Origin of the sequence: Streptomyces lydicus (genome assembly GCF_001729485.1) — a bacterium.
In the GTDB taxonomy this organism is placed as follows: Bacteria; Actinomycetota; Actinomycetes; order Streptomycetales; family Streptomycetaceae; genus Streptomyces; species Streptomyces lydicus_D.
This window is the reverse complement of the sequence record NZ_CP017157.1, coordinates 7,961,055-7,983,679: the sequence shown is the minus strand read 5'-3', so window position 1 is coordinate 7,983,679 and position 22,625 is coordinate 7,961,055. Positions and strand designations below refer to the sequence as shown.

The following is a 22,625-nucleotide window of genomic DNA, read 5'->3' as shown; positions in this document are numbered from 1 at the left end:
CACCTCCCCCGGCCGACCTGGAGCCCCGGCTCCGCGCCGACCCCTCGGCCCGGAGCCGGGGCTCCGTCATGTCCACGGCGCAACCGGCCGCCACCGCCCCGCGTCCCTCCGCACGTACGGCTCCCGCCCGAAGGCATCATGTACGCGACAGCACAGAGCGCGGCAGGCCGCCGCGCGGGACCACGAAAGGAACACGGGGCGCCAACGATGAAGATCGACTGGGACCGGCGTACCTGCGCACGCCGCGGGCACACCACCTACCTCCCGCACGAGGAACACCTCCGGGACCGGCTGCGCGCCGACACCGCGCTGGGAGAGGCGTGGCGCTGCCTGCGCTGCGGCGACTTCGTCCTCGGCGCGCCGCACGGCTCCGGACCGGCCGACGACGCCCCGCTGGTCCCGCGCGGCAAGGTCCTGCGCGACCTGTTCGTCCTTCGGTTCCTGGCCGTCGAGCGAGCCGTGCGCGGCGTGTTCATCGTGCTGGCCGCGGTCGGCGTCTGGCAGTTCAGCAACCGCAAGGACGCGGTCCGCCGCTTCTTCGACGAGTACATCGCGGTGCTCCGCCCGGTCGCCCGGCACTTCCACTACGACCTGGACCACTCACCCGTCGTCGGCACCATCCAGAAGACGTTCGGCTACCGGCACTCCACCCTGGTGCTGGTCGCCGTGCTGCTGCTGGTGTACGCCCTGGTGGAGATCGTCGAGGGCGTGGGCCTCTGGTACGCCAAGCGCTGGGCCGAATACCTGACGGTGGTGGCGACCGCCGCGTTCCTGCCGCTGGAGATCTACGAGCTGACCGAGAAGGTCAGCTGGCTCAAGATCGCCACCCTGGTGATCAACATTCTGGCCGTGCTCTACATCGCCCTCACCAAGCGGCTGTTCGGGCTACGCGGCGGCCGCGCGGCCTTCGACGCGGAGCGGCACAGCGCCTCGCTCCTGGAGGTCCAGACCTCGGCCGGGGTCTCCACCGCCGCCCATAATGGCTGAACGTACCAACTGAAGGGGGGACCGCAGCATGCCCATGAACTCCGCACGGCCCACGTCCGATTCGTCCCGCGTGGCGGCCCGCCGGCGGGCCACCGCCCGCCGCCGGCCCGCCGTCGTCCTGGCGCTCCTCGTCGGCCTCCTGGCCGCGGCCGCCGCCCCGGCCACCGCGGCGGCCCGCGGCGCGGAGCCGCCCGCCCGCACCGCGACCGCCGCCGGCGCGCCGGCCCGGTCCGCCGAGGCCCCCGCGCAGCGCCCGGCCGCCGTGCAGCCCGCCTCGTTCCGCCACCACAGCGCGCACCACGCCGGCCACCACAACACGGTCTTCAAGGCCAAGAAGTCCAAGTGGAAGTCCAAGGTCAAGAAGAAGACCGGCTTCTTCAAGAAGCTCGGCATCTTCCTGATCGTGCTGTTCGTCGTCTTCCTGGTCGTCGTGGCGCTGGTGATCTGGCTGATCGTCCGCTTCTTCCGCCGCGCGGCCCGCAACAGGCGCAACGGCAACCTGACCTGACGGCCCGGACATGACGAAGGGCCCCGATCCCTGGGGGATCGGGGCCCTTCGCCTTCGAGCGGTAGCGGTGGGATTTGAACCCACGGAGGAGTTGCCCCCTCACGCGCTTTCGAGGCGCGCTCCTTCGGCCGCTCGGACACGCTACCGAGAGAGAGCTTAGCCCAAGCAGGGCCGTGCGCCGAAATCGGATTCCCCCGCGCGGCCGCCACGACCTGCCCGAGCGGCTTCCGCCGCCGGTCAGCGGTCGCGGAAGAAGGCCGTGAGCCGCTCCGCGCACTCGTTCTCCAGCACGCCGGTGATGACCTCGGGCCGGTGATTGAGACGCCGGTCACGCACCACGTCCCACAGCGAGCCGACCGCACCGGCCTTGGCGTCGCGGGCGCCGTAGACCACCCGGTCGACCCGGGAGAGCACGATCGCGCCGGCACACATCGTGCACGGTTCGAGGGTGACGACGAGCGTCGCGCCGGTCAGCCGCCACTCCCCGGTGGCGCGGGCCGCCGCGCGCAGCGCGAGGACCTCGGCGTGCGCGGTCGGGTCGCCGGTCGCCTCGCGCTCGTTGTGACCGGTGCCCAGGACCGTACCGTCCGCGGACAGCACGACGGCGCCCACCGGGACGTCACCCGTCCCGGTGGCGCGGGCCGCCTCGCCCAGCGCCCGGCGCATCGGCGCGATCCAGGGATCGCGCAGCGGATCGGGCGTGGCGGAAGGGGACGAACCGGACAGCGGACCGGACTGGGGGGCACTCATGCCACCCAGTGTCGGTGACCGGACTACCGGACGGCCTCCAGGACCTCCGTGCAGCCGAGGGCGTCGGCGATCTCGCCCAGCGCGTCGCTGTCGAGGGCGAGCAGCTCCTTCTCGCTGATGCCGAGGTCCTCCAGGAGCCGGGCGTCGCCGAGCGGGCCGGCCGGGACGGGGGTGTCCGCCTCGGTGTCCTGCTCGGCCCCGTCCTGCGCGTCGGGTTCGCCGTCCTCCGTGCCGTCCAGGTCAAGGCTGTCGAGTTCGTCCTCGACGTCCTTGTCGCGGCCGAGCAGCTCGTCGGTCAGCATCGCTCCGTACGAGCTGCGTTGCGCCGCGGCGGCGTTGGAGATGAACACCCGGGGGTCGTCGTCGCCGTCGACCCGGACGACGCCGAACCAGGCGTCCTCCTGCTCCAGGAACGCCACCACTGTGTCGTCGTCGACCGCCGCCTCTCGGGCCAGATCGGCCAGATCGGTCAGGGTCTCCACATCGTCGAGCTCCGTATCGCTCGCTTCCCACCCGTCTTCGGTGCGCGCGAGCAGTGCGGCGAAGTACACCGTGACTCTCCCACTGGTCATAGGCGTGCCGGGCCGGGCGGGGCGGCGCTGCACGCCGTTGGTCCCGCCCCTTGCGGAATCGTGGCAGAAACATGGCGTCCGCGCGGGGTCTTCGGCGCTGCGTCGTGCGGAGGTTGTGCGAGATGTCGCTCACGTGCCGCAGCGTGGGCGGGTTGTGCGCCGGTGGTTCCGCTACCAGCGGAACCGGTCGCCTACCAGCGGAATGTGCGCATCCGCAGGGCCTGGCGCATCCGCTCGGCCCGCGCGCGGCGCGGCTGGACGCGGTTGCGCAGCTCCTTGGCCTCGTGCAGTTCGCGCAGGAATTGCGCCCGGCGCCTTCGGCGCGCCGCCTCGCTCTCCTCGGCGGGGTCGCCGTCGGGCACGGCACCGGCCGCGTCCTCGGTCCGCTGGGGCTTGTGCACGCGCTACACCACCTCGGGCGGGATCGTCGCCCGACGGAGGGTCGGTCGATCGGGCGTACGTCCCCACTTTCCCCCGTTCCGGTGGTTTGATGCCGGCCTGCCCGAGCCGCGGCCCCCACCGCACGGCGGGCGTCGGCACTCTCCGCCTCGGTTACTGTCGATGTCATGCGGATCCACGTCGTCGACCACCCGCTGGTGGCGCACAAACTCACCACACTGCGCGACAAGCGCACCGATTCCCCCACCTTCCGGCGGCTTGCCGACGAGCTGGTCACCCTGCTCGCCTACGAGGCCACCCGTGATGTGCGCACCGAGCAGGTCGACATCGAGACGCCGGTCACGGCGACCACCGGGGTGCGGCTCTCGCACCCGCGGCCGCTGGTCGTGCCGATCCTGCGGGCCGGGCTGGGCATGCTGGACGGCATGGTGCGGCTGCTGCCCACCGCCGAGGTCGGCTTCATGGGCATGGTCCGCAACGAGGAGACGTACGAGGCGCACACGTACGCCACGCGGATGCCGGACGATCTCTCGGGCCGGCAGGTCTACGTCGTGGACCCGATGCTGGCGACCGGCGGCACGCTGGTCGCGGCGATCCAGGAGCTGATCGCGCGCGGGGCGGACGACGTCACCGCGATCTGTCTGCTGGCGGCGCCGGAGGGCGTCGCGGTGATGGAGAAGGAGCTGGCCGGCGCGCCGGTGACGGTGGTCACGGCGGCCGTCGACGAGCGGCTGAACGCGGCGCGCTACATCGTGCCGGGTCTCGGTGACGCGGGCGACCGGATGTACGGCACCGCCGGCTGACCCCCTGCGTACACGGTTCGGGCCCGCACCACGGCGTGGTGCGGGCCCGAACGCGTGCGGTCAGCAGCCGGGGTCGGCGGCGGGGGCCGGGGACGGGTGGGCCAGCAGGGCCAGGGACTTGGCGGCGGCCTGCTGGGGGGCCAGGTCCTTGAAGCCGTCGCCGATGATCAGGTCGAGTTCGGTGTTCTTGCGGTCGTCGGTCTTCTGCTCGGCGCCGGCAAGCTGGGTGGCGAGCACCTTCAGCGGGCCGCCGGTGGCCGCCTTGGGGCCGAGCAGTATCCCGGCGCCCTTGATCTTCTTGTCGTAGGCGGCCGGGGCGTTGCCCACCTTGCCGATCTTGAAGCCGCGCTTCTTGAGTTCGTCGGCGGTGCGCTTGGCGAGGCCGGAGCGCGGGGTGGCGTTGTAGACGTTGACGGTCAGGGTGGCCGGGGCGGGCGGCTTCGCGGTGGCCGGTGCGGCCTGCGCGGTGGCTGCCTTGGCGCTGTTCCGGCAGGGCTTCTTGCCCTGGGCGGCCCGGGCGGAGTTGCTCTTGCCCCCGAAGACGTCGATGAGCTGCAGGGTGCCCCAGCCCGCCAGGCCGAGGACGCACGCGGCGGCGACGAGGGTGAGGGCGATCCGGCGGCGGTGTCGGGGACGGCGCATCCGCGGATACCTGTCGCCCGTGATGCGGTACTTCTTACCGCCCATGCCTGGGGGCGTCAGCATGCTCATGGGCGCAGCGTAGTGCGGGTGGCAGTCCGTGCCTACTAGATGATCAACGCGTGGCGCGAGACCCAACCCAAAAGGGTCAATTCAGGCAGGGCGGGTTGGGTGGAGTCATGTGCCGACGCGGTGTTTCCGACGGTTTCGGTGCGCCGTCGGCGCGGCGTCAGTCCAGTTCCAGCACGCGGGCGTGCAGCACCTGGCGCTGCTGGAGCGCGGCGCGGACCGCGCGGTGCAGTCCGTCCTCCAGGTAGAGGTCGCCCTCCCACTTCACGACGTGCGCGAAGAGGTCGCCGTAGAACGTCGAGTCCTCGGCGAGCAGCGTTTCGAGGTCGAGCTGCTGCTTGGTGGTCACCAACTGGTCGAGGCGTACCGGGCGCGGGGCGACATCCGCCCACTGGCGGGTGCTCTCCCGGCCGTGGTCGGGGTACGGCCGCCCATTTCCGATGCGCTTGAAGATCACACGGAAAGCCTACCGGGCGAGCGGCACCGGGCGCAGCCATGCCGCAGCAGTGCAAAAGGATCATTGACCACAAATCTGGATCATTGGTGAGTGAGGGCCCAGGGCGTACGGGATCGAGCACCACGAAAGGGCTTCCGCGCGCCCCCTGTCACCACTTGCGGGCGGCGTCCAGGGTCGGCTGCCAGTAGGTGACCTCGGCGGTGTGCGGGTCGACCCGTACGGGCGTGCGGTCGGCGAGGCCGACCTGGACGGGGGAGGTGCCGGCGGCCAGTGCCACGCCGAACTGGGAGAACTTCCCGCCGTGCGGGCCCCGTCCGTGCGGGCCGCCGGCCGCGGAGGTGAGGACGGTGGCGTAGGCGGTCGCGTCGGGGGCGAGGACGACGGCCGTCCGCGGCCTGCTGTCCTCGATCACCGGGAGGGCCGGCCGCCGTCCGTCGCCGAAGCGCAGCAGGGGGTAGCCCTGGGCGGCGAAGTCGCAGGTCCGGTCGGAGTAGTTGGTGACGGTCAGCAGCATGCGGCGGTCCGGCCGGTGCGGCGCGCCGGCGTGGAACTTGAGCATCTCCGGCGTGCAGGGTGGGTGTCCGCCGGGGCCGGGCGGCGGGGGGCCGGTGTCCGGCAGGACGGCCGAGGGGGTGGCCGGTGAGACGCCGGTGGCGGGTTCCTCGGGCCGGCCGCCGGTGTGGCCGTGGCAGCCGGTGGTCAGGGCCAGTACGGCGGCGGCGCTCAGACCTGCGGCCACGGCCCGGCGGGCGGTGGCGGTGACGGACGGCATGGCGACTCCCCCAGGGCGGTGGCGTGCACACGACTTTCGGGTCGTGCGCTGGCGATCGGCTAACGCGCGGCTAACGCGGCCGGTGGGGTGCCTCGGGCGTCGGGTCAATCGGCTCCCGGGCCGCGCGGGTTGCTGCTGCCCGGGGTGCTCGTGGGCGAGGGGGAGGCCGGCGGCCCGGTGGTCTCGGGGGGCCGGCCGCCGGTGCGTCCCGTTCCCGGGAGGGTCGGGGTGGCCGAGGGGGTGCTCCGCGGCGTCCGGCCGGGGACGGTGCCGGGGGAGCGGGATCCGGTGGGGTCGGTGGCGCGCCCCGGGTGTGTGGGCGGGGTGCGCGGGGAGGGCCGGGCGGCCGGGCCGGTGGGGGCGGGGGACGGGGACGGGCCGAGGGGGCTCGGCGAGGTGGCGGGCGGTACGGGGCGGGGCGCCGGGTCGTCCGGGGTGGCCGCCAGGCGGCCCAGCACGGCGGCGGCGGCCGCGGCGGCCACCGCCAGGGGCAGCCCGAAGCGGCGCAGCCAGGGCCCGGAGAGGAGGGCCGGCAGCCCGCGGCGCGGCGGCGGGCCGGGTGGGGCGGCGGGCCGCAGGTCCCGGATGCCGATGCTGTCGGCGCGGGCGGCGAAGGCGCGGCGCAGGCGTTCCTCGACGGGCCGCTCGGGCGGGGTTCCGGTGCCGTTCATGACCGCGCCTCCAAGATCTTTTCCAGGGAGTCCAGGGCGCGGCTGGCGAGGGACTTCACCGAGCCGCGGCTGATGCCGAGGGTCGTGGCGATCTGGGCCTCCGTCAGGTCGCCCCAGTAGCGCAGGACGAGGACCTCCCGCCGGCGCGCGGTCAGTCCGTTCAGCGCGGCGAGGACCTCGCGGTGTTCCTCGTCCAGCACGATGCGCTCCTCGGCGGACGGCGCGTCGGCCTCGTACGGCGGGGTGTAGTCGCGGGCGGTGCGGCGGCGGCGCAGCACGGAGCGGGCGGCGTTGACGACCGCGGTGCGCAGGTAGGCCAGGGCGTTGTCCACCTCGCCGAGCTGTTCGCCGTGGCGTTTGTAGAGGGCGGCGAAGGCGTCCTGGACGACGTCCTCGGCGGTGGCGCGGTCGTCGACCAGCAGGACGGCCAGCCGGACCATGGTGAGCCGGTGGGCGTGGTAGAGCTCGCTGATGGTGGGCCGGGGGTCGGGCGGGGGTGCGCCGCCGTCGTCCGGCAGCGCGTAGGGGCGGTGGGCCGGCCGGCCGTCGGCGGGGTGGCGGGCCGGTCGGCCGGTGCGGTGCGGTGCCTCGCGGTGGGCGGACGCCGGGCGGACGGTGCGCAGCAGCCACCGCCACAGGGCGTGCCGGGGCCCCGGCAGGGCGAACCGTACCGGGGCGGTGTGCGGGCCGGCGGAGTACTCCATCGATTCCTCGGGCCTGGTGGTCCTCAGCCGCGCCGGCGGCGGACGGCGTAGACGGTGCCGCCGCCCGCGGCGATCAGTGCCGCGGCGCCCGCGCCGAGGACCGCGGTGGTCGTCGAGGAGGCGCCGGTGTGGGCGAGTTCCTTGCCGCTGCCCTTGGCGGGCTTCGACGGCCGTGCGCCGGGCGGCTGGGTGGGCTCGGCGCTCGGGCGGGGGCTGCCGGGCGGCTGGGTGGGCTCGGCGCTGGGGCGGGAGCTGGCCGGCGAGCTGGGCACCGCGGTCGGCTTCGGGCCCCCGGGCACGGTGGGCCGGGGGCTGGGGGTCTGGGAGGCGCCGGTCGACGGGGTGGCCGTCGGCGGTGCCGTGCTCGCCCGGTCGTCGGCGTGCGCGGGACCCGCCGCGGCCAGCGCGGCGAGGGTCAGGGCCGCGAGCAGCCCGGCGCCGGCCGCGCCGCGCCGGCGGCTGCGGTGGGCGGAGGGGCGGGCGGCGGGGGTCGTACGGGAAGACTTCACGGTCGGCTGCTCCACGTTCTTCGACGGGCGGCGCCTGTTGGCGCCCTCACCCGTCACGACGTGCGGCGGCAGCGGGGGTTGCCGGCGGGTGCGGAAATTTTTCCGGCTCCGTGCGGGGCCCTGGTCAGCCGACGCTGCGCAGCAGTTTCTCGACCGCCTCGACCCGGGTGCCGAGTTCGGCCAGTTGTGCGCTGATCGTCTCCTGCTGGACGGTGACCCGCTCGGCGAGCTTGCGGTACTCGGCCAGTGCCGCGGCGTCCGCGCGGTGCCGCTGCAGTTTGAAGAACGAGGCCACGATCGTGGTGACCGAGGCGAAGACGATCAGGAGGATCGCTATCGGGATGATGGTGCTGCTCATGTGGGCGTCCCCCTAGGGTCGTTCGTCCGGTGCCGCACCCGCGGCCGCGTCCTCGCGGAGGGCGGCGAGGACGGTGGCCACGTTCAGCTTCAGCTCGAACGGAGTGAGTTCGAAGTACTTCAGCGCCTTGCCGTCCTCGGACAGCTCCAGCCGCCCCACCACCAGACCGGCCTTCTCCAGCCGGTCCAGATGCATGTAGAGCAGCGGCCGGGACATCTCCAGGCGGCGGGCCAGCTCGCTGACGTACAGCCGGCCGCCGGCCAGCTCGGCGATCACCCGCAGTCGTTGGGCGTGGCCCACGGCGGACAGCAGGGCCAGCAGCTCCTCGCTGTTCATGGCCCACCTTCTCGCCGTTCCGGACGCCTGTCAGCGGAGGTTGTCCCATCCCGCGACGGACTGTCAAACACGCCCGCCGCCCTCCGGCCGCCACAAGTTTACGGTTGACGCTTTGGTGCGACACCTGTAATTCTCCACTTACATGTAAGTCGTTACTGACAGGTGCCCGTGGGGGGCGACCGCACGACGAAGGGGCGGGGCAAGTGGAGATGACCGTGCAGGAACGGCCGGGAGGGTTCCGGTCGAGGGGGGACCGGTCGGCGGGCCGGCGGCCGATGACCGTACGCGTCGCGGTGTGGAGCGCCCGGCGCCCCTGGCGCGCGCTGGCCGGATGGCTGGCGTTCGTGGTGCTGTGCCTGGGGGTGGGCGCCGCGCTCGGCACCCACCAGGCCACCGCGGCGGACTACCGCGTCGGTGAGGCGGGCCGCGCCGAGACCCTCGCCGCCGAGGGGCACCTGGACCGCGCGGCGGTCGAACAGGTGCTGATCACCGCCCGGTCCGGGCCGCTGGACCGGGTCGCCGCCGAGGCGGCCGTACGGGACGTCACCGCCCGGATGGCGAAGCTGCCCGAGGTGGCCGGGGTCGCGGCTCCGGTCCGCTCGGCCGACGGCCGGGCGCTGCGGGTCGCGGTGCGCATGAAGGGCGCCGAGGCGGACGCCAAGGACCACGTCGCCCCGCTGGCCGCGCAGACCGCGGCGGTTCAGCGCAGCCATCCGCACCTGCGGGTGGCGGAGACCGGCAGCCCGTCGATCTCCGTCGGCCTCAATGACCAGCGCGGCCAGGACCTGGCCCTCTCCGAGGGGCTCACCCTGCCCGTCACCCTGCTGACGCTGCTGGCCGTCTTCGGCTCCGCGCTGATGGCGGCGGTCCCGCTGCTGCTCGCGCTGTCCTCGATCGCGGCCGCCATGGGCCTGTCCATGGTGGTCTCCCACGTCCTGCCGGACGCCGGTGTCGGCAACAACGTCATCATCCTGATCGGCATGGCCGTCGGGGTGGACTACACGCTCTTCTACCTCAAGCGCGAACGCGAGGAACGGGCCCGGTCCGGCGGCCGGCTCGGCGCCGAGGCGCTGGTGGAGCTGGCCGCCGCCACCTCCGGCCGGGCGATCGTGGTCTCCGGGCTCGCGGTGGTGGTCTCCACCGCCACGCTCTACCTGGCCACCGACGTCGTCTTCGCCTCGCTCGCGACCAGCACCGTCATCGTCGTGCTGGCCGCGGTCCTCAGCTCGCTGACCGCGCTGCCGGCGCTGCTGGTCGTCCTCGCCCGGCGCGCCGAACGCCGCGCCGCCCGCCGAGGGGACCGGGGGCGCCGGGCCTGGCGCCGGCCGGCCGGCGGGCACCGGCCCGACGGGCAGGGCCGCATCTGGGGCGTCCTGCTGCGCCCGGCGCGCCGGCACCCGGCCGCCACCCTCTGCCTCTCCGTCCTGGTGATGCTGGGCCTGGCCGCACCCGCCCTGGGCATGCAGCTGCGGGTCCTCAACAAGGACAGCCACTCCCGTGAGATCCCCGCCGTGCAGACCTACGACCGGCTCACCGCGGCCTTCCCCGACCTGCGCGTCCAGCACCAGATCGTGGTCCGGGCGCCTGCCGACCGTTCCTCCGAAGTGACGTCCGCGCTACGGCAGTTGAACGCACGGACGGCCGCCGACCCGCTCTACACCGCGGTCCGGACCCCGACGGTGCGCACCTCCGGGGACCACCGCACCACCACCCTGGAGCTGTCGTCGCCCCACAAGGTCAGCTCGCCCGAGGCGCGGCGCTCGCTCGACCGGCTGCGCACGCGCTATCTGCCGGAGACCGTCGGGGCGGTGCCCGGCGCCCGGTTCGCGGTCAGCGGGGACGTCGCGCACGACACCGACTACCTGGCCCACCAGGACGCCAAGCTCCCGCTGGTCGTCGGCGCGTTGCTGCTGCTGACCTTCCTCCTGACGGCGCTGGTCTTCCGTTCCGTCGTCATCGGGCTGCTCGGTGTGGCGCTCAACCTGCTGTCCGCCGCGGCGGCCTTCGGCCTGGTCGTGGTCTTCTTCCAACACGGCCTGGCGAGCGTGCTGTTCGGTGTCGACGAGGCCGCGACCGGCGCCATCGGCTCGCGGGTGCCGCTGTTCCTCTTCGTGATCCTCTTCGGCCTGTCGATGGACTACCAGGTGTTCGTCGTCAGCCGTATCCGGGAGGAGGTGCTGCGCGGCGTACCGACCCGGCAGGCCGTGCTGCACGGGCTGGGGGCCTCCGCCAAGGTCGTCACCAGCGCGGCGGCGGTCATGGTCACGGTCTTCGCCAGCTTCATGCTGCTGCACCTCGCCGAGATGAAGCAGATCGGCTTCAGCCTCGCGGTGGCGGTGCTGCTGGACGCCTTCGTCATCCGCGTGATGATCCTGCCCTCCGCGCTGATGCTCCTGGGGCGGGCGAGCTGGTGGCCGTCCGGCGCCGGGAAGGGCGCCGGACGGCCGGTCGTGCACGCGGGTCGGTGAACGCCGGGGGCGGCCGGTCGGATCCGGACGCCGACCGGTGACCACCGGAGGGCGGACGCTCAGATCGTCGCGGCGTCGATCACGAAGCGGTAGCGGACGTCGCTCGCCAGCACCCGCTCGTACGCCTCGTTGATCCGGTCCGCGCTGATCACCTCGATGTCCGCGGCCAGCCCGTGCTCACCGCAGAAGTCGAGCATCTCCTGGGTCTCGGCGATGCCGCCGATCATCGACCCGGCGAGCGACTTGCGCCCCGGGATCAGCGCGAACGCCGCGACCGGCAGCGGCTTCTCCGGGGCGCCGACCTGGACCAGGGTGCCGTTGGTGCGCAGCAGCCCGAGGTAGGCGTTCAGGTCCAGGTTGGCCGACACGGTGTTGACGATCAGGTCGAAGGTGCCGGCCAGCGCCTCGAACGTGGCCGGGTCGGAGGTCGCGTGGTAGTGGTCCGCGCCCAGCCGCAGGCCGTCGTCCTTCTTGCGCAGCGACTGGCTGAGGACGGTGACCTCGGCGCCCATCGCGTGGGCGATCTTCACGCCCATGTGGCCGAGGCCGCCCAGGCCGACGACGGCGACCTTCTTGCCGGGGCCGGCCTGCCAGTGGGCGAGCGGGGAGTAGAGCGTGATGCCGGCGCACAGCAGCGGGGCCGCGGCGTCCAGCGGAATGGTGTCGGGGATGCGCAGCGCGTAGTTCTCGTCGACGACGAGGTGGGTGGAGTAGCCGCCGTAGGTCGGCTCGCCGTCGCGGCCGGTCGCGTTGTACGTGCCGACGTTGCCGAGCTCACCGGTGCAGTACTGCTCCAGCCCGGCCCGGCAGTTGTCGCACTCCCGGCAGGAGTCGACGAAGCAGCCGACGCCGACCCGGTCGCCGGCGGTGTAGCGGGTCACCTCGGCACCCACCTCGGCGACCACACCGGCGATCTCATGGCCGGGGACGATCGGGAAGTTCCCGCCGTCGCCCCACTCGGCGCGCACGGTGTGGATGTCGGAGTGGCAGATACCGGCGTACTTGATCTCGATGAGGATGTCGTGGGCACCCAGCTCGCGGCGCGGAATCGTGATCCGCTCCAGCGGTGCCTTCGGGGCGGGTGCGGCGTACGCGGAGACAGAGGTGTGGGTCATGCCATCGAGAATGCGACCCTCCGGTTCTTCCAGCCAGAGCCGCTTGAACATATGCACGCCGTGCCTAGCACTGGCAGAACCCCCCTCCGCCGGGCCCACCGGCCGGCGGGTGACTGGTCACCGCGCCGGCCGGGGCCCACGATCCCGGATCAGGAGAAGACCACCGAGCGGAGCTTCAGCCGGTCGGAGGCGTGACCGCCGTGCGGCCGGAGGCTGAAGAAGTCGCCGGTGCAGTCGGGTCCCGTGAAAACCGTCGCGGTCGCATCGGTGTAGTTGCGCGGTGAATGGGCCGGCGGCACGTACTCGGCGGCCACCTCGGGGAGGGTGAGGCACTGCCGGCCGGGCGGATCGGACAGCAGGCCGACGTGCGGCCCGCCGGAGTCCTCGTAGACGTAGGTGAACGGGCCGGTGGCGGCGCCGGCCGGCGCGGCGGGCAGGGCCAGGGCGAGCGCGAGGGCGCCGACGGCGGTGGCGGCGACGCTGGCGGTGCGGTGCAGACGCATGGGACGTCCCTTCTCTTCCGGTGTCCGTGCGGAAGGTGGGCTGCCCAGGCATGCACCCGGAGATGTGCGGAGATGTCCGGACTCACACGAAGGAGGAGCGGCGAATCGATCCGTCGAGCGTTGTACGAGTCGCGGGCCGGGTGCCGGGGGCCGGGGGGCCGGGGGGCCGCGGGCCCGGACTCCGGGATTCCGGGTCGGCGGTCGCCGGGGCGTCGATGCCGCCTCGGCGCTACGGCCGTTGGCGGGCCGCGGTGCGGGCCCGCAGGACGTCCGCGATCCGCTCGCACCACTCGCGGGTCTCCCGTTCGAAGCCCAGACCGCGCAGGCAGGTCAGATACGGGCCGATCCGGGTGCCGTGGGCCAGGAATTCGGCCTCGTCCCGGTCACCGCGCAGCCGTACCAGCAGCTTCCCGAGGACCTCGGCCTTGGCGGCCGCGATCCGGGCCCGCTCGTCGAGCTGCTCGATCACCGGACCGGCGTCGATCCGGTCCACCGCCTGCACCTTGACCAGCAGGTCGTCACGGATGAAGGACGGTTTGGCAGAGCCCGCGGCGAACCGCTCCAGTTCGGCCAGGCCCGCGTCGGTCACGTGGAACAGCCGCTTGTTGGGCCGGGTCTCCTGGACCACCTGCCGGCCGGCGACCAGCCCCTCCGTCTCCAGCCGGGTCAGCTCGGCGTAGAGCTGCTGCGGCAGCGCGTGCCAGAAGTTGGCGACGCCGATGTCGAACGCCTTGGCCAGCTGATAGCCGCTGTACTCGCCGTCCAGCAGCGCCGCCAGCACCGCGTGCTTGAGGGCCATGCCCCGGCCACCCCTTCCCGTGCGCTGAGTCCCGGCCTGATTTCCAGGAGCTGCGAGCCCTTCCCATACTCAAGAATCTGACTAATCATAGTCGCGACTATGAGGGACGGACGCACGTGAGAGGGGACGACGGCATGGCGACGACCGCGGAGCGGTTCAGGGCGGCGGTGGAGGCACGTGAACTGGACGGGGTGGAGGAGCTGTTCACCGAGGACGTCCGCCTCTACAGCCCGGTGAAGTTCACGCCCTTCGAGGGGCGGCAGATGGTGCTGGGGCTGTTCGGGGTGCTGCTGCGCACCTTCGAGGACTTCCGTTACGTGGGGGAGCTGACCGGCCGTGCGGAGACCGCGGCGGGCGCGGCGGCCGGGACCGCCGACTCGGAGATCCTGGTCTTCCGGGCCACGGTGAACGGCAAGCAGATCCACGGCATCGATCTGCTCCAGTTCGACGAGGCGGGCCGGATCAAGGAGTTCACGGTGATGGTGCGCCCGCAGTCCGCGGTGCAGGCGCTGGGCGAGGCGGTGCTCGCCGGGCTGATCGCGGACGGGCTGGTGCCCCGGCCCTGAGGCGTGTCCCGCCCCAGGACCGGGCCACCGGGCCGTCAGAGCGGGTTGAGGCGGGCCTTGAGCAGGCAGAACTCATTGCCCTCGGGGTCGGCGAGAACGTGCCACTGCTCCTCGCCGGTCTGGCCGATGTCGGCCGGGCGCGCCCCGAGCTTCAGGAGGCGTTCGAGCTCGGCGTCCTGATCGCGGTCGGTGGGGTTGACGTCGATGTGCAGCCGGGTCTTTCCCGGCTCCGGCTCGTCCCTGCGGCTGAGGATGATCGTCGGCTGCGGGCCGCCGAACCCTTCGCGCGGCCCGATCTCGATGCAGTCGTCCCCTTCGCGATCGAGCACCACGAAGTCCAGGACCTCGCACCAGAACCGCGCCAGCACCTCGGGGTCGCGGCAACCGAGCACGAGCTCACTGATACGGCATGCCATGGACGAAACCTACTCTCAGCGTGGGGACCGGCAGGCGTGGTCGCGCGCGGAGCTCCGGGGCGCCGCGCGGCGGTAGCACGTGCGAGACCGTACCGGGCGAGGCGGGCGGGCGCGAAGGGTTTTCGGGGCCCGCACACCCGGGCCTGGTCTCTCAACTCCGGTGCGCATGAGGGGTTTCGTCGAGGCTCTCCCCGGGTCGGGCCGGCCCCCGCGGGCGGTGCGGGGGCCGGCCCGCTGAACCAACCGGCCGGTTGCGAGGGCTCAGCCGGTCAGTGAGATCGCCGCGGCCGGGCAGATGGCCGCGGCCTCGCGTACCGCGTCGTGCAGCGCGGCTGGCGGCTCGGCGTCCAGGACGACGACGATGCCGTCCTCGTCGCGCTGGTCGAAGACGTCCGGCGCGGCCAGCACACAGCTCCCGGCGCCGCAGCACTTCTCCTGGTCGGCGTGAATGCGCATGGTTCTCCCAAGTGGTGCGTACGAAAAGGGTGATGAGGCGATTCTCGCGGGGGCGTGGCTACCAGGCGACCGGCAGCGCGTGCACCCCGTAGATCCCCATGTCGTGCCGGAAGGGGACCTCCTCGAAGGGGACGGCGAGCCGCAGCCGGGGCAGCCGGCGCAGCAGGGTTTCCAGGGCGATCTGCAGCTCCACCCGGGCCAGCGGCTGCCCCAGGCACTGGTGGACGCCGAAGCCGAAGGCGACATGGCGGCGGGCGTCGCGGCCGACGTCGAGGGCGTCGCCGCCGGGGAAGACCGCCTCGTCGCGGTTGGCGGAGTTGAGCGTGCACAGCACGCCCTCGCCCGCGCGGACGGTGACGCCGCCGACGGTGACGTCCTCGGTCGCGACCCGCGGCAGGCCGTTGTGCACGATCGTCAGATAGCGCAGCAGCTCCTCCACGGCGCCCTTGATCAGTGACGGGTCCTCGCGGAGCCGGGCCAGCTGGTCGGGGTTGCGCAGCAGGGTGAGCGTGGACAGCGCGGTCATGTTCGCGGTGGTCTCGTGGCCCGCGACCAGCAACAACCGTCCCATGGAGGCGATGTCCGAGGCGTCGAGTTCGCCACGGGCGACCAGCCGGCTGACGATGCCGTCGTCCGGCGCGTGCCGCTTGGACTCGGCGAGCCCGCTCAGATACTGCTGCAGCTCCTGCTGGCTGGTGCGCACGTCCTCGGGCGCCGAGCGGAGGTTGAGCAGGATCCGGCTGCGCTCCTGGAAGAAGGCGTGGTCCTCGTAGGGAACGCCGAGCAGCAGGCAGATCACCAGGGACGGCAGCGGCAGCGCGAACTCGCTGACCAGGTCGGCCGAGTCGCGGCCGTCGGTCATCCGGTCGAGCAGGTCATCGGCGATGCGCTGCACCTCGGGACGCATCGACTCCACTTTCTTGATCATGAAGTCGCCGGTGAGCATGCGGCGCAGCCGGGCGTGCTCGGGGTCGTCCTGGCGGATGAACGTCGGTTTGCTGGTGACCAGTTCGCGCCCGCCGGCGGCCAGGAAGGGGAAGCCCGGCCGGGTCGCGTCGGCGCTGAAGCGCGGATCGCCGAGGACCGCCCGTACGTCCTCGTGCCGGGTCACCAGCCAACAGGAGGAGCCGTCCCACAGCGTCGCCCGGGTGACCGGTTCCTCCCGGCGCGCGCGTTCGATCTCGGGGGCCGGGTCGAAGGGGCAGCCGCCGGCCCGGGCGGCAGGGACGGCGAGGGCGGTGGGGGCGGCGGTGCGGGCGCCCGGGCCGGCCTCGCGCTCCGTGTCGGTGCGTTCTGCGGTCGTCATGCGGCTGGTCCTTCCACGGTCGGGACACGGCGGGCGCCGTGCCGAACGGTGCGGGTGGCGCCACTCCTCGACGGGTTCACGGGCCCGGACGGAACGGGGCCGGTGAGGAACTCCAGCTAGTTACCTAAGTTAAGCAACTAAGTGCACGCTAACTCACCCCGAACGAGGGTGGGAAGGGCAGATCAACGCCAGCGCGAGGTTGGCTCAAAGCGAGCGCGGAGCGGTACGCAGCGTGCCTGTCCGCGTACGGATACCGTCGTTCCAGGGGCCGCTACAGTGCCTGCATGCCGGACCCCGGAAGAGACCAGGACCCCACCGCCGCACTGCAAAGAGTGCTGGCCACGCTGTCCTACCTGCTCACCCGCTCCCGGGCGCACGAACGCCAGGCGGCCCGGGCGGGCGTCACGGCGGCACGCTCCGACCTGTGGCTGCTGATGGCGCTGGAGGACTGCGGGGGCGTCAGCAGGGTCGGCGATCTGGCCGCGACGCTGATGGTCGAGCCGCCTCATGTCACCCGGCAGATCAGCCAGTTGGAGTCACAGGATCTCGTCGAGCGCACCCCGGACTCGGCCGACCGCCGGGCCCGCAAGGTCGCCATCACCCCGCACGGCAGGGCGATACTGCAGCGCCTGCAGCAGAGCAGCCAGGCCGGCCTGCACGAGGCCCTCGACGGATTCGACGACTCCGACATCGCCACCACCGTCGCCGTGCTCAACCACCTGGTGGCCTGGGCCCGCCACAAGCACGCGGAGGCGGACCGGCCGCGCGGCCGGGGCGCGTAGGACGGACGGCGGCCGACCGTCGCGGTTCCGGGGGCGGAGCGGCCGGCCCCGCCCCCTCGGTGCGCGGGGTTATTCGATCTCGACCCGGCCGCTGTGGCCCTGGGTGCCGCCGGAGGCCGCGGCGCCGTTCTTGTCGGCCTTGCTGTTCCGGTCGTCGGGGGAGCCGAGGTTGCGGCGGACCGAGTCCAGGATGGTCAGGCCCTGGCCGACCAGGCCGGCGGCCATCTCACCGAGGCCGTCGGTGCCGTTGAGGACGTTGACATTGGCGTTGGCCAGGCCCGCGGAGGCTTCCTTGACGATCTGCGGGAGCTGGTCGATGAGCATCCGGTCCAGGGCCACCCGGTCGTACGAGGCGGCGGCCTCGGCCTGGATCTTCATGCGCTCGGCCTCGGCCAGGGCCAGCAGCTTGATGCGCTCGGCCTCCGCCTCGGCGGGCTTGACGACCTCGGCGACCAGCTCCTGCTGACGCAGCTGGGCCCGGCGCTCGGCCAGTTCGGTCTGCGCGGCGAGGACTTCTCGCTGGGCGTGCGCCTGCGCGAGCGGACCGGCCTGGGCGGCGTGTGCCTGGGCGCGGTCCACCTCGGCGGAGTACTCGGCCTGGACCACGGCGGTCTGCCGGGAGTACTCGGCCTGGTTCCGCGCGGCCTCCTGCTGCGCCTCGACCGATGCCTGGGTGGCCTTGGCCTGGGCGATCTGCGCCTGCCGCTGGATGGCGGCCTTGTGCGGGGCGGACATCGCCTCGATGTAACCGGTGTCGCCGTCGTCGATGGACTGGATCTGCAACGAGTCGACGATCAGACCGATCTTGGCCATTTCGGTCTTGGACGTCTCCAGGACCTCGGTGGCCAGCTTCTGCCGCTCGGTGACGATCTCCTCGACCGTCATCGAGCCGATGATGGACCGCAGGTGGCCGGCGAAGATCCGCCCGGTCAGCACCGACATCTGGTCCTGGTCGGACAGGAAGCGCTGACCGGCGTTGACGATGCTCTCGGTGTCGTTGCCGACCTTGAAAGCGATCACGGCGCGGACCGTGAGGGCGATGCCCTGCCGGGTCACGCACTTCTCGGCGACCTCCGCCTCACACATCGCCAGCGTCAGAAAGCGGACCTTGCGGAAGACCGGCAGCACGAACTTGCCGTGGCCGGTCACCACCCGGAACGGCGCGCCGCCCTGGCCACGCCTGCCTCCCGAGATCAGCATCGCCTGATCGGGGGCGGGTACGCGGTAACCGAACATGCTTGTCTCCTCAACCTGCGTCGCCGGCATCGCCGGCCGACGCGTCCAACGGATCGGCCCACTCCATGACGTCCACCTGGCGCCGGCCACGGGAATCGATCACGAGTACGGTCGCCCCCACCGGAAGGGGGTCGGCGGACCAGGCGAGGAACGTTTCGGAGCCGCCCCTGACCCGCACCAGGACCTCACCGGGACCCGCAGCCCCGCGAGTGCCGATCAGCAGCACTCCGGTACAGCCGATCACGGCATCGTCCTGAGCCATCGGCGGCTGCCCTCCCCCGTTACGTACCTGGAAAACCGACCATAGCGCCCCCGCACGCGGCGGCCTATGGGGGGACGACGGCGAGTTGGGCGGTCCGTGCGCGGCGATCAAATTCCCGTCAAGACCTGCCGTTACTCCTTGCGGAGCGCCGCACCGGGGGACTCGGCGGAGGGCAGCGCGTCGAGGGCGGCGAGCAGGTCGGCCGGCTCGGCCCGCACCGTGTAGTCGGTGTCTATGAACGACCAGCGGATGATGCCGTCGCGGTCGATGACGTACGTGGCGGGCAGCGGCAGGGTCCGGGAGTGGCCGCCGTTGACGTGCTGGAGGTCGAAGCCGAAGGAGTCGTACACGGCGGCCAGGTCGTCGGGCAGGTCGAAGGCGAGCCCGTACTGCTTCGCGGTGTCCGAGCCGAGGTCGCTGAGCACGTCGAAGTCCAGGGAGTGCTTCTCGGCGAGGGTGAGGGACTCGTCGGGGATCTGCGGGGAGACCGCGACGAGGCGGGCGCCGCGGGCGGTGATCCCGGCGTGGTGCTGCTGGAGGGCGCGCAGCGCGAGGTTGCAGTACGGGCACCAGGCGCCGCGGTAGAAGGTGAGCACGACCGGCCCGGCGTCGAGCAGGGTCTCCAGCGACACCGTCTCGCCGGTCGCGGAGGGAAGCCGGAAGCCGGGGGCCCGGTCGCCGGTCCCGAGGGCCCGGGCGGCCTGTCCGGAGGCGGCCAGGTCGCGGGCCGCGCGCTCCATCACCTCACGGGACGCGGCCGGGACCTCGGGGCGGCGGGTGCGGAAGGACTCGGCGAGTGCGGCGAGTTCGTCACGAAGGCTCATGGTGAGGGGTGCTCCTGTGGTGTGGGGTGGGCGCGCAGCGGGGCCAGGGCGGCGGTCACGGTGTCGGTCAGCGCCCTCGCGTCGGCGCCGGCGCGGGAGCGCAGGTTGACGCCGTAGGCGAGGGTCGCGAGCACCGACGCGGCGGCGTCGAGGTCCGTGGACGGCGTGAGCTGTCCCAGCCCGGCGGCGCTGCCGAGAGCCGCCCGCATGGCGCGCTCCAGGGTGGTGTGGTGGTCTTCGAGGAGGGTGCGGATGCCGGGGTCGGCGCACTCGGGGCCCGCGTAGGCATTGGTGACCATGCAGCCCCAGCCGGCGACCGGGCCGGCGCACCGGACGTCGATCAGCCCGGCGAAGAACTCCTCGATCGCGGTCAGCCCCGAGTCCGCCGCCGCCAGATGGGCGAAGGCCGGTGCCGAGTGCCGGGCTATGTAGCGCTCCAGCGCCGCGGCGTAGAGGCCGTCCTTGCTGCCGAAGGTCGCGTAGAGGCTGGAGCGGCTGAGGCCGGTCGCGGTCACCAGCGCCTGTATGCCGGTGGTCGGCAGGCCCTGGCGCCAGAAGATCTGCAGGGCGTCGTCGAGCACGACGTCGGGGTTGAAGTGCTTGATGTCGGGCATGGCGAGCCTGCTCCTTTCGCGCTCCGACTCAACTGGGAACGGTCATTCCAAGATACGTGAACGACCGTGCGAGGCAAAGGAGTTGAGGCAAGATCTGTGGAAAACATGCGGAACCGGTCCCTCCGCGTCGGGGGGCGCGGAGGGACCGGTTCCGGTTGGGGCGGGCGGGCGCTACCCGCGCCGGGTGTTACGCGCCGCGGGCCCCCGGCTTCGGCAGCAGCGGAAGCAGCGCCGAGATCGCGGCGGACAGCACGACGTTGAAGACCACCGCGGTCGTCAGCGCGTGCCCGTACGCACCGGTGTCGTTGTGCACGGCGCCGCCGAGCGCGTTGTAGTAGAGGACGCCGACGACGGCCACGCCGACCGCGCCGCCGATCTGCTGGCCGGTGGAGAGCACGCCGGAGGCCATCCCCACGTGCCGCGGGCCCACGTTGGCGAGCACCGCGTTCAGCAGCGGGGTGACCAGCAGGCCGTTGCCCGCGCCCACGAGGATCAGGGTCGGGGCCAGCTCCCAGGCGGTCAGCGCGGAGCCGGCACCGACGGCCAGGAAGATCGTGCCCAGGAACCCCAGCGCGCCGACCAGGGCGCCGAGTTGCAGCACCCGGCGGCCGAAGCGGGCGAGCCGGCCGGCGATCAGGCTGGCGGCGAAGAAGGCGACGGCGAGCGGCGTGTAGACCAGGCCGGCGCCGAGCGCGTCCATCCCCAGGCCGTCCTGCAGCGTCAGCGACAGGATGAGGAAGAAGGAGTTGATGCCCGCGTAGGCCAGGACGACCAGGGTCATGCCGACCGCGAACGGACGCTCCCGCAGCAGCCCCAGCTGGATCAGCGGAGCGCCGCCCGCGGCGTCCACCCTCCGCTCCACCAGCGCGAACACCGCGAGTGCCAGCGCGCTGCCGGCCAGACTCAGCCAGGTCCACAGCGGCCAGCCGTACGAACGCCCCTCCACCAGCGGCACCACGAGCAGGAACAGCGCCACGGTGAGCACGACCGCGCCGGGCAGGTCGAGCCGGCGGGCCTCCGGGGCGCGCGACTCGGGCACGAACAGCGCGGCCAGCGCCAGCGTCACCAGGCCGACGGGCACATTGACCCAGAACACCGGCCGCCAGGAGGAGCCGAAGAGGTCCGCGGAGATCAGCACCCCGCCGAGCAGCTGGCCGATGATGGTGGACATGCCGATGACCGCGCCGAGCGCGCCGAACGCCTTGGGACGCTTCTCGGCCGGGATCAGCACCTGGATCATCGCGAAGACCTGCGGGAACATCGCCGCCGCGCTCAGCCCCTGGACCAGGCGCGCACCGATCAGGCTGACGGAGTCCGGCGCCAGCGCGCAGCCCACGGAGGACAGCGTGAACAGCGCCATCCCGAGCATGAAGAGACGCTTGCGGCCGAAGCGGTCGCCGAGGCGGGCGCCGGTGATCAGCGCGATGGCGTAGGTGAGCTGATAGCCCGCCAGGATCAGCTGGATGTCCGCGGGAGTGGAGTGCAGATCGGCCTGGATGGCGGGGGCGGCGACCAGCACGATGAACGTGTCGAGAACGGCCATGAAGGCCCCGACCAGCACGATGGTCAGGGCCCGCCACGGCGCCGCCCCTCCGGCCGCACCGGAGGGCGGTCCTGCCTGCGGCGCCGCCGGCCGCACCGGCGCGGACTGCTGCCCCGTGGCGCCTGAGGGTTGGGTCTGGGTCATGGGGAAAGCGTCGGTCAGCACCCGGCCGGCATACAGAGACCGATTATGCTGGTGTTCCCACTACCCCCATATAGGTGCTACGCCCATATATACGTGCGGAGGCCCTGACCCGGCCGGCGCGCCCCGCGATTCGCGGCGAACGGGAGTATCGGATGGCTGACCAGCAACGGCGGCGCTGCCTGGCGGAGTTCCTGCGCTCGCGGCGGGAGCGGCTCACACCCGAGGAGGCGGGCATCCTCGCGGGGCCGCGGCGGCGCACCCCCGGGCTGCGGCGCGAAGAGGTCGCCCAGCTCTCCGGGGTCAGCGTGACCTGGTACACCTGGCTGGAGCAGGCGCGCGACATCACCGTCAGCCGGCAGGTCCTCACGAGCCTGGCGCGCGCCCTGATGCTCAGCTCGATCGAGCGCCGGCACCTGTTCGGGCTGGCCGGGGTGCCGCTGCCGGAGCAGCCGCCGGGCCGCGGCCCGGGCCCCGCGCTGCAGCGGCTGGTCGACGCGCTCGAACCGCACCCCGCGTACCTGCTGGACGCCAACTGGGACCTGGTGGGCTGGAACCGCGCCGAGGCGGGGCTGATCGGGGACCCGGGGCAGCTGGAGCCGGCCGAACGCAACCTGCTGTGGCTGGTGTTCATGGATCCGGCCATGCGCACGCTGATGGTCGACTGGGAGGGCCAGGCGCAGAATCTGGTCGCCCAGTTCCGGGCGGACGCCCGGGCGCGCTTCGGTGATCCGCGCTTCGAGCGGCTCACCGGCGGGCTGCGGGAGGCGAGTGCGGAGTTCCGCGGCTGGTGGGAGGCCCACGACATCGCCGACTTCGGCAGCAACCGCCGGCAGTTCCGCCACCCCTGGGTCGGCCGGCTGACCTTCGACTACGTGAAACTGGCGGCGATGGACGCGCCCGGCGTCAAGCTGTTCGCCTGCATGCCGGCCGACGCGGAGACGACCGGGAAGCTGCCCGCGCTCCAGCGGTGCGCGGCCGGCGAGGTGCCGGCGGCGGCCCAAGTGGCGGATGCCGTGGACGGGTTGGGCGTCTCGCGCGCGGGAGCGTAGCGGCCCCG

29 protein-coding genes and 1 tRNA gene are annotated in these 22,625 nt (G+C 72.9%); 7 read left to right on the top strand and 23 right to left on the bottom strand.

Annotated features, from left to right (window positions below):
* The first annotated feature begins 207 nt into the window (after positions 1-207).
* Positions 208-987, top strand: a complete 780-nt coding sequence (locus SL103_RS34645) for a DUF2127 domain-containing protein (protein WP_069572975.1) — start codon at positions 208-210, stop codon at positions 985-987.
* A gap of 28 nt (positions 988-1,015) precedes the next feature.
* On the top strand, positions 1,016-1,495 hold the full coding sequence (locus SL103_RS34640) for a hypothetical protein (RefSeq protein WP_069572973.1): 480 nt from the start codon (positions 1,016-1,018) through the stop codon (positions 1,493-1,495).
* A gap of 59 nt (positions 1,496-1,554) precedes the next feature.
* Here the strand turns inward: SL103_RS34640 and SL103_RS34635 are convergent.
* The 4 genes from SL103_RS34635 to SL103_RS34620 all read right to left on the bottom strand — a co-directional run bounded on the left by SL103_RS34635 (position 1,555) and on the right by SL103_RS34620 (position 3,218).
* Positions 1,555-1,641: transfer RNA gene (locus tag SL103_RS34635), tRNA-Ser, on the bottom strand.
* A 91-nt stretch (positions 1,642-1,732) separates the two neighbouring features.
* The gene (tadA, locus tag SL103_RS34630; protein ID WP_069572970.1) at positions 1,733-2,245 is read right to left on the bottom strand and encodes a tRNA adenosine(34) deaminase TadA; all 513 of its coding nucleotides are present in this window, start codon (positions 2,243-2,245) and stop codon (positions 1,733-1,735) included.
* Between the two features lie 23 nt (positions 2,246-2,268).
* Positions 2,269-2,796 carry a hypothetical protein gene (locus SL103_RS34625; protein ID WP_069572968.1) on the bottom strand — a complete coding sequence of 176 codons (528 nt, stop codon included), beginning with the start codon at positions 2,794-2,796 and terminating at the stop codon, positions 2,269-2,271.
* A 212-nt stretch (positions 2,797-3,008) separates the two neighbouring features.
* A complete protein-coding gene (locus SL103_RS34620) occupies positions 3,009-3,218 on the bottom strand; it encodes a hypothetical protein (RefSeq protein ID WP_069572966.1) in 210 nt (69 codons plus the stop codon).
* A 165-nt stretch (positions 3,219-3,383) separates the two neighbouring features.
* Between SL103_RS34620 and upp the strand changes: the two genes are divergently transcribed.
* Positions 3,384-4,019, top strand: a complete 636-nt coding sequence (upp, locus tag SL103_RS34615; protein WP_069572964.1) for a uracil phosphoribosyltransferase — start codon at positions 3,384-3,386, stop codon at positions 4,017-4,019.
* A 60-nt stretch (positions 4,020-4,079) separates the two neighbouring features.
* On the opposite strand, the gene SL103_RS34610 is transcribed toward upp, so the two are convergent.
* The 8 genes from SL103_RS34610 to SL103_RS34575 form a co-directional block, all read right to left on the bottom strand.
* Positions 4,080-4,730, bottom strand: a complete 651-nt coding sequence (locus SL103_RS34610; protein WP_069572962.1) for a LytR C-terminal domain-containing protein — start codon at positions 4,728-4,730, stop codon at positions 4,080-4,082.
* Positions 4,731-4,887: 157 nt separating this feature from the next.
* Positions 4,888-5,184, bottom strand: coding sequence for a type II toxin-antitoxin system VapB family antitoxin (locus tag SL103_RS34605; protein ID WP_006604254.1), 297 nt, complete (start codon positions 5,182-5,184; stop codon positions 4,888-4,890).
* A 148-nt stretch (positions 5,185-5,332) separates the two neighbouring features.
* Positions 5,333-5,956, bottom strand: a complete 624-nt coding sequence (locus tag SL103_RS34600) for a DUF4232 domain-containing protein (RefSeq protein WP_069572961.1) — start codon at positions 5,954-5,956, stop codon at positions 5,333-5,335.
* A 104-nt stretch (positions 5,957-6,060) separates the two neighbouring features.
* Entirely contained in the window at positions 6,061-6,627 is a 567-nt protein-coding gene (locus SL103_RS38190; protein ID WP_069572960.1) for a hypothetical protein, read from the bottom strand.
* Positions 6,624-7,331: an RNA polymerase sigma factor gene (locus SL103_RS34590; RefSeq protein WP_069572958.1), complete on the bottom strand. Its 708-nt coding sequence runs from the start codon at positions 7,329-7,331 to the stop codon at positions 6,624-6,626. Before SL103_RS34590 ends, SL103_RS38190 begins: the two co-directional genes overlap by 4 nt.
* Positions 7,332-7,354: 23 nt before the next feature.
* Positions 7,355-7,840, bottom strand: a complete 486-nt coding sequence (locus tag SL103_RS34585; protein WP_164492940.1) for an LAETG motif-containing sortase-dependent surface protein — start codon at positions 7,838-7,840, stop codon at positions 7,355-7,357.
* 124 nt (positions 7,841-7,964) lie between these two features.
* On the bottom strand, positions 7,965-8,198 hold the full coding sequence (locus SL103_RS34580; RefSeq protein WP_069572956.1) for a hypothetical protein: 234 nt from the start codon (positions 8,196-8,198) through the stop codon (positions 7,965-7,967).
* Between the two features lie 12 nt (positions 8,199-8,210).
* On the bottom strand, positions 8,211-8,534 hold the full coding sequence (locus SL103_RS34575; protein ID WP_069572954.1) for an ArsR/SmtB family transcription factor: 324 nt from the start codon (positions 8,532-8,534) through the stop codon (positions 8,211-8,213).
* A gap of 275 nt (positions 8,535-8,809) precedes the next feature.
* Between SL103_RS34575 and SL103_RS34570 the strand changes: the two genes are divergently transcribed.
* Positions 8,810-11,002 (top strand): MMPL family transporter, encoded by a 2,193-nt coding sequence (locus tag SL103_RS34570; RefSeq protein ID WP_069572952.1) that lies wholly within the window; start codon positions 8,810-8,812, stop codon positions 11,000-11,002.
* 59 nt (positions 11,003-11,061) lie between these two features.
* Here SL103_RS34570 and SL103_RS34565 read toward each other — a convergent pair whose 3' ends face one another.
* The 3 genes from SL103_RS34565 to SL103_RS34555 all read right to left on the bottom strand — a co-directional run bounded on the left by SL103_RS34565 (position 11,062) and on the right by SL103_RS34555 (position 13,419).
* Positions 11,062-12,117, bottom strand: coding sequence for an NAD(P)-dependent alcohol dehydrogenase (locus SL103_RS34565; RefSeq protein WP_069574391.1), 1,056 nt, complete (start codon positions 12,115-12,117; stop codon positions 11,062-11,064).
* A gap of 149 nt (positions 12,118-12,266) precedes the next feature.
* Positions 12,267-12,620, bottom strand: coding sequence for a hypothetical protein (locus SL103_RS34560; protein ID WP_069572950.1), 354 nt, complete (start codon positions 12,618-12,620; stop codon positions 12,267-12,269).
* 229 nt (positions 12,621-12,849) lie between these two features.
* Complete coding sequence (locus tag SL103_RS34555; protein ID WP_069572948.1) at positions 12,850-13,419, bottom strand: PadR family transcriptional regulator; 570 nt, start codon at positions 13,417-13,419, stop codon at positions 12,850-12,852.
* 134 nt (positions 13,420-13,553) lie between these two features.
* Here SL103_RS34555 and SL103_RS34550 point away from each other — a divergent pair, with 134 nt between their 5' ends.
* Positions 13,554-13,985, top strand: a complete 432-nt coding sequence (locus SL103_RS34550) for a nuclear transport factor 2 family protein (protein WP_069572946.1) — start codon at positions 13,554-13,556, stop codon at positions 13,983-13,985.
* A 35-nt stretch (positions 13,986-14,020) separates the two neighbouring features.
* Here the strand turns inward: SL103_RS34550 and SL103_RS34545 are convergent, their stop codons facing one another.
* The 3 genes from SL103_RS34545 to SL103_RS34535 form a co-directional block, all read right to left on the bottom strand.
* The gene (locus tag SL103_RS34545; protein ID WP_069572944.1) at positions 14,021-14,401 is read right to left on the bottom strand and encodes a VOC family protein; all 381 of its coding nucleotides are present in this window, start codon (positions 14,399-14,401) and stop codon (positions 14,021-14,023) included.
* A 261-nt stretch (positions 14,402-14,662) separates the two neighbouring features.
* Entirely contained in the window at positions 14,663-14,857 is a 195-nt protein-coding gene (locus tag SL103_RS34540; RefSeq protein ID WP_033270324.1) for a ferredoxin, read from the bottom strand.
* Between the two features lie 58 nt (positions 14,858-14,915).
* On the bottom strand, positions 14,916-16,163 hold the full coding sequence (locus SL103_RS34535) for a cytochrome P450 (protein WP_069572942.1): 1,248 nt from the start codon (positions 16,161-16,163) through the stop codon (positions 14,916-14,918).
* A gap of 284 nt (positions 16,164-16,447) precedes the next feature.
* Between SL103_RS34535 and SL103_RS34530 the strand changes: the two genes are divergently transcribed.
* Positions 16,448-16,945, top strand: a complete 498-nt coding sequence (locus SL103_RS34530) for a MarR family winged helix-turn-helix transcriptional regulator (RefSeq protein WP_069572940.1) — start codon at positions 16,448-16,450, stop codon at positions 16,943-16,945.
* Between the two features lie 69 nt (positions 16,946-17,014).
* Here SL103_RS34530 and SL103_RS34525 read toward each other — a convergent pair whose 3' ends face one another.
* From SL103_RS34525 to SL103_RS34505, 5 genes are all read right to left on the bottom strand, one after another.
* Positions 17,015-18,181 (bottom strand): flotillin family protein, encoded by a 1,167-nt coding sequence (locus tag SL103_RS34525; protein WP_069572938.1) that lies wholly within the window; start codon positions 18,179-18,181, stop codon positions 17,015-17,017.
* Between the two features lie 10 nt (positions 18,182-18,191).
* On the bottom strand, positions 18,192-18,443 hold the full coding sequence (locus tag SL103_RS34520) for a hypothetical protein (RefSeq protein WP_069572936.1): 252 nt from the start codon (positions 18,441-18,443) through the stop codon (positions 18,192-18,194).
* A 131-nt stretch (positions 18,444-18,574) separates the two neighbouring features.
* Positions 18,575-19,267 (bottom strand): peroxiredoxin-like family protein, encoded by a 693-nt coding sequence (locus SL103_RS34515; protein ID WP_069572934.1) that lies wholly within the window; start codon positions 19,265-19,267, stop codon positions 18,575-18,577.
* A complete protein-coding gene (locus SL103_RS34510; protein ID WP_069572932.1) occupies positions 19,264-19,881 on the bottom strand; it encodes a TetR/AcrR family transcriptional regulator in 618 nt (205 codons plus the stop codon). The genes SL103_RS34515 and SL103_RS34510 overlap by 4 nt, the downstream gene beginning before the upstream one ends.
* Positions 19,882-20,068: 187 nt before the next feature.
* The gene (locus tag SL103_RS34505; RefSeq protein WP_079146343.1) at positions 20,069-21,568 is read right to left on the bottom strand and encodes an MFS transporter; all 1,500 of its coding nucleotides are present in this window, start codon (positions 21,566-21,568) and stop codon (positions 20,069-20,071) included.
* Positions 21,569-21,720: 152 nt separating this feature from the next.
* On the opposite strand from SL103_RS34505, the gene SL103_RS34500 reads away from it, so the two are divergent.
* A complete protein-coding gene (locus tag SL103_RS34500) occupies positions 21,721-22,617 on the top strand; it encodes a helix-turn-helix transcriptional regulator (RefSeq protein ID WP_069572930.1) in 897 nt (298 codons plus the stop codon).
* Positions 22,618-22,625: the final 8 nt, after the last annotated feature.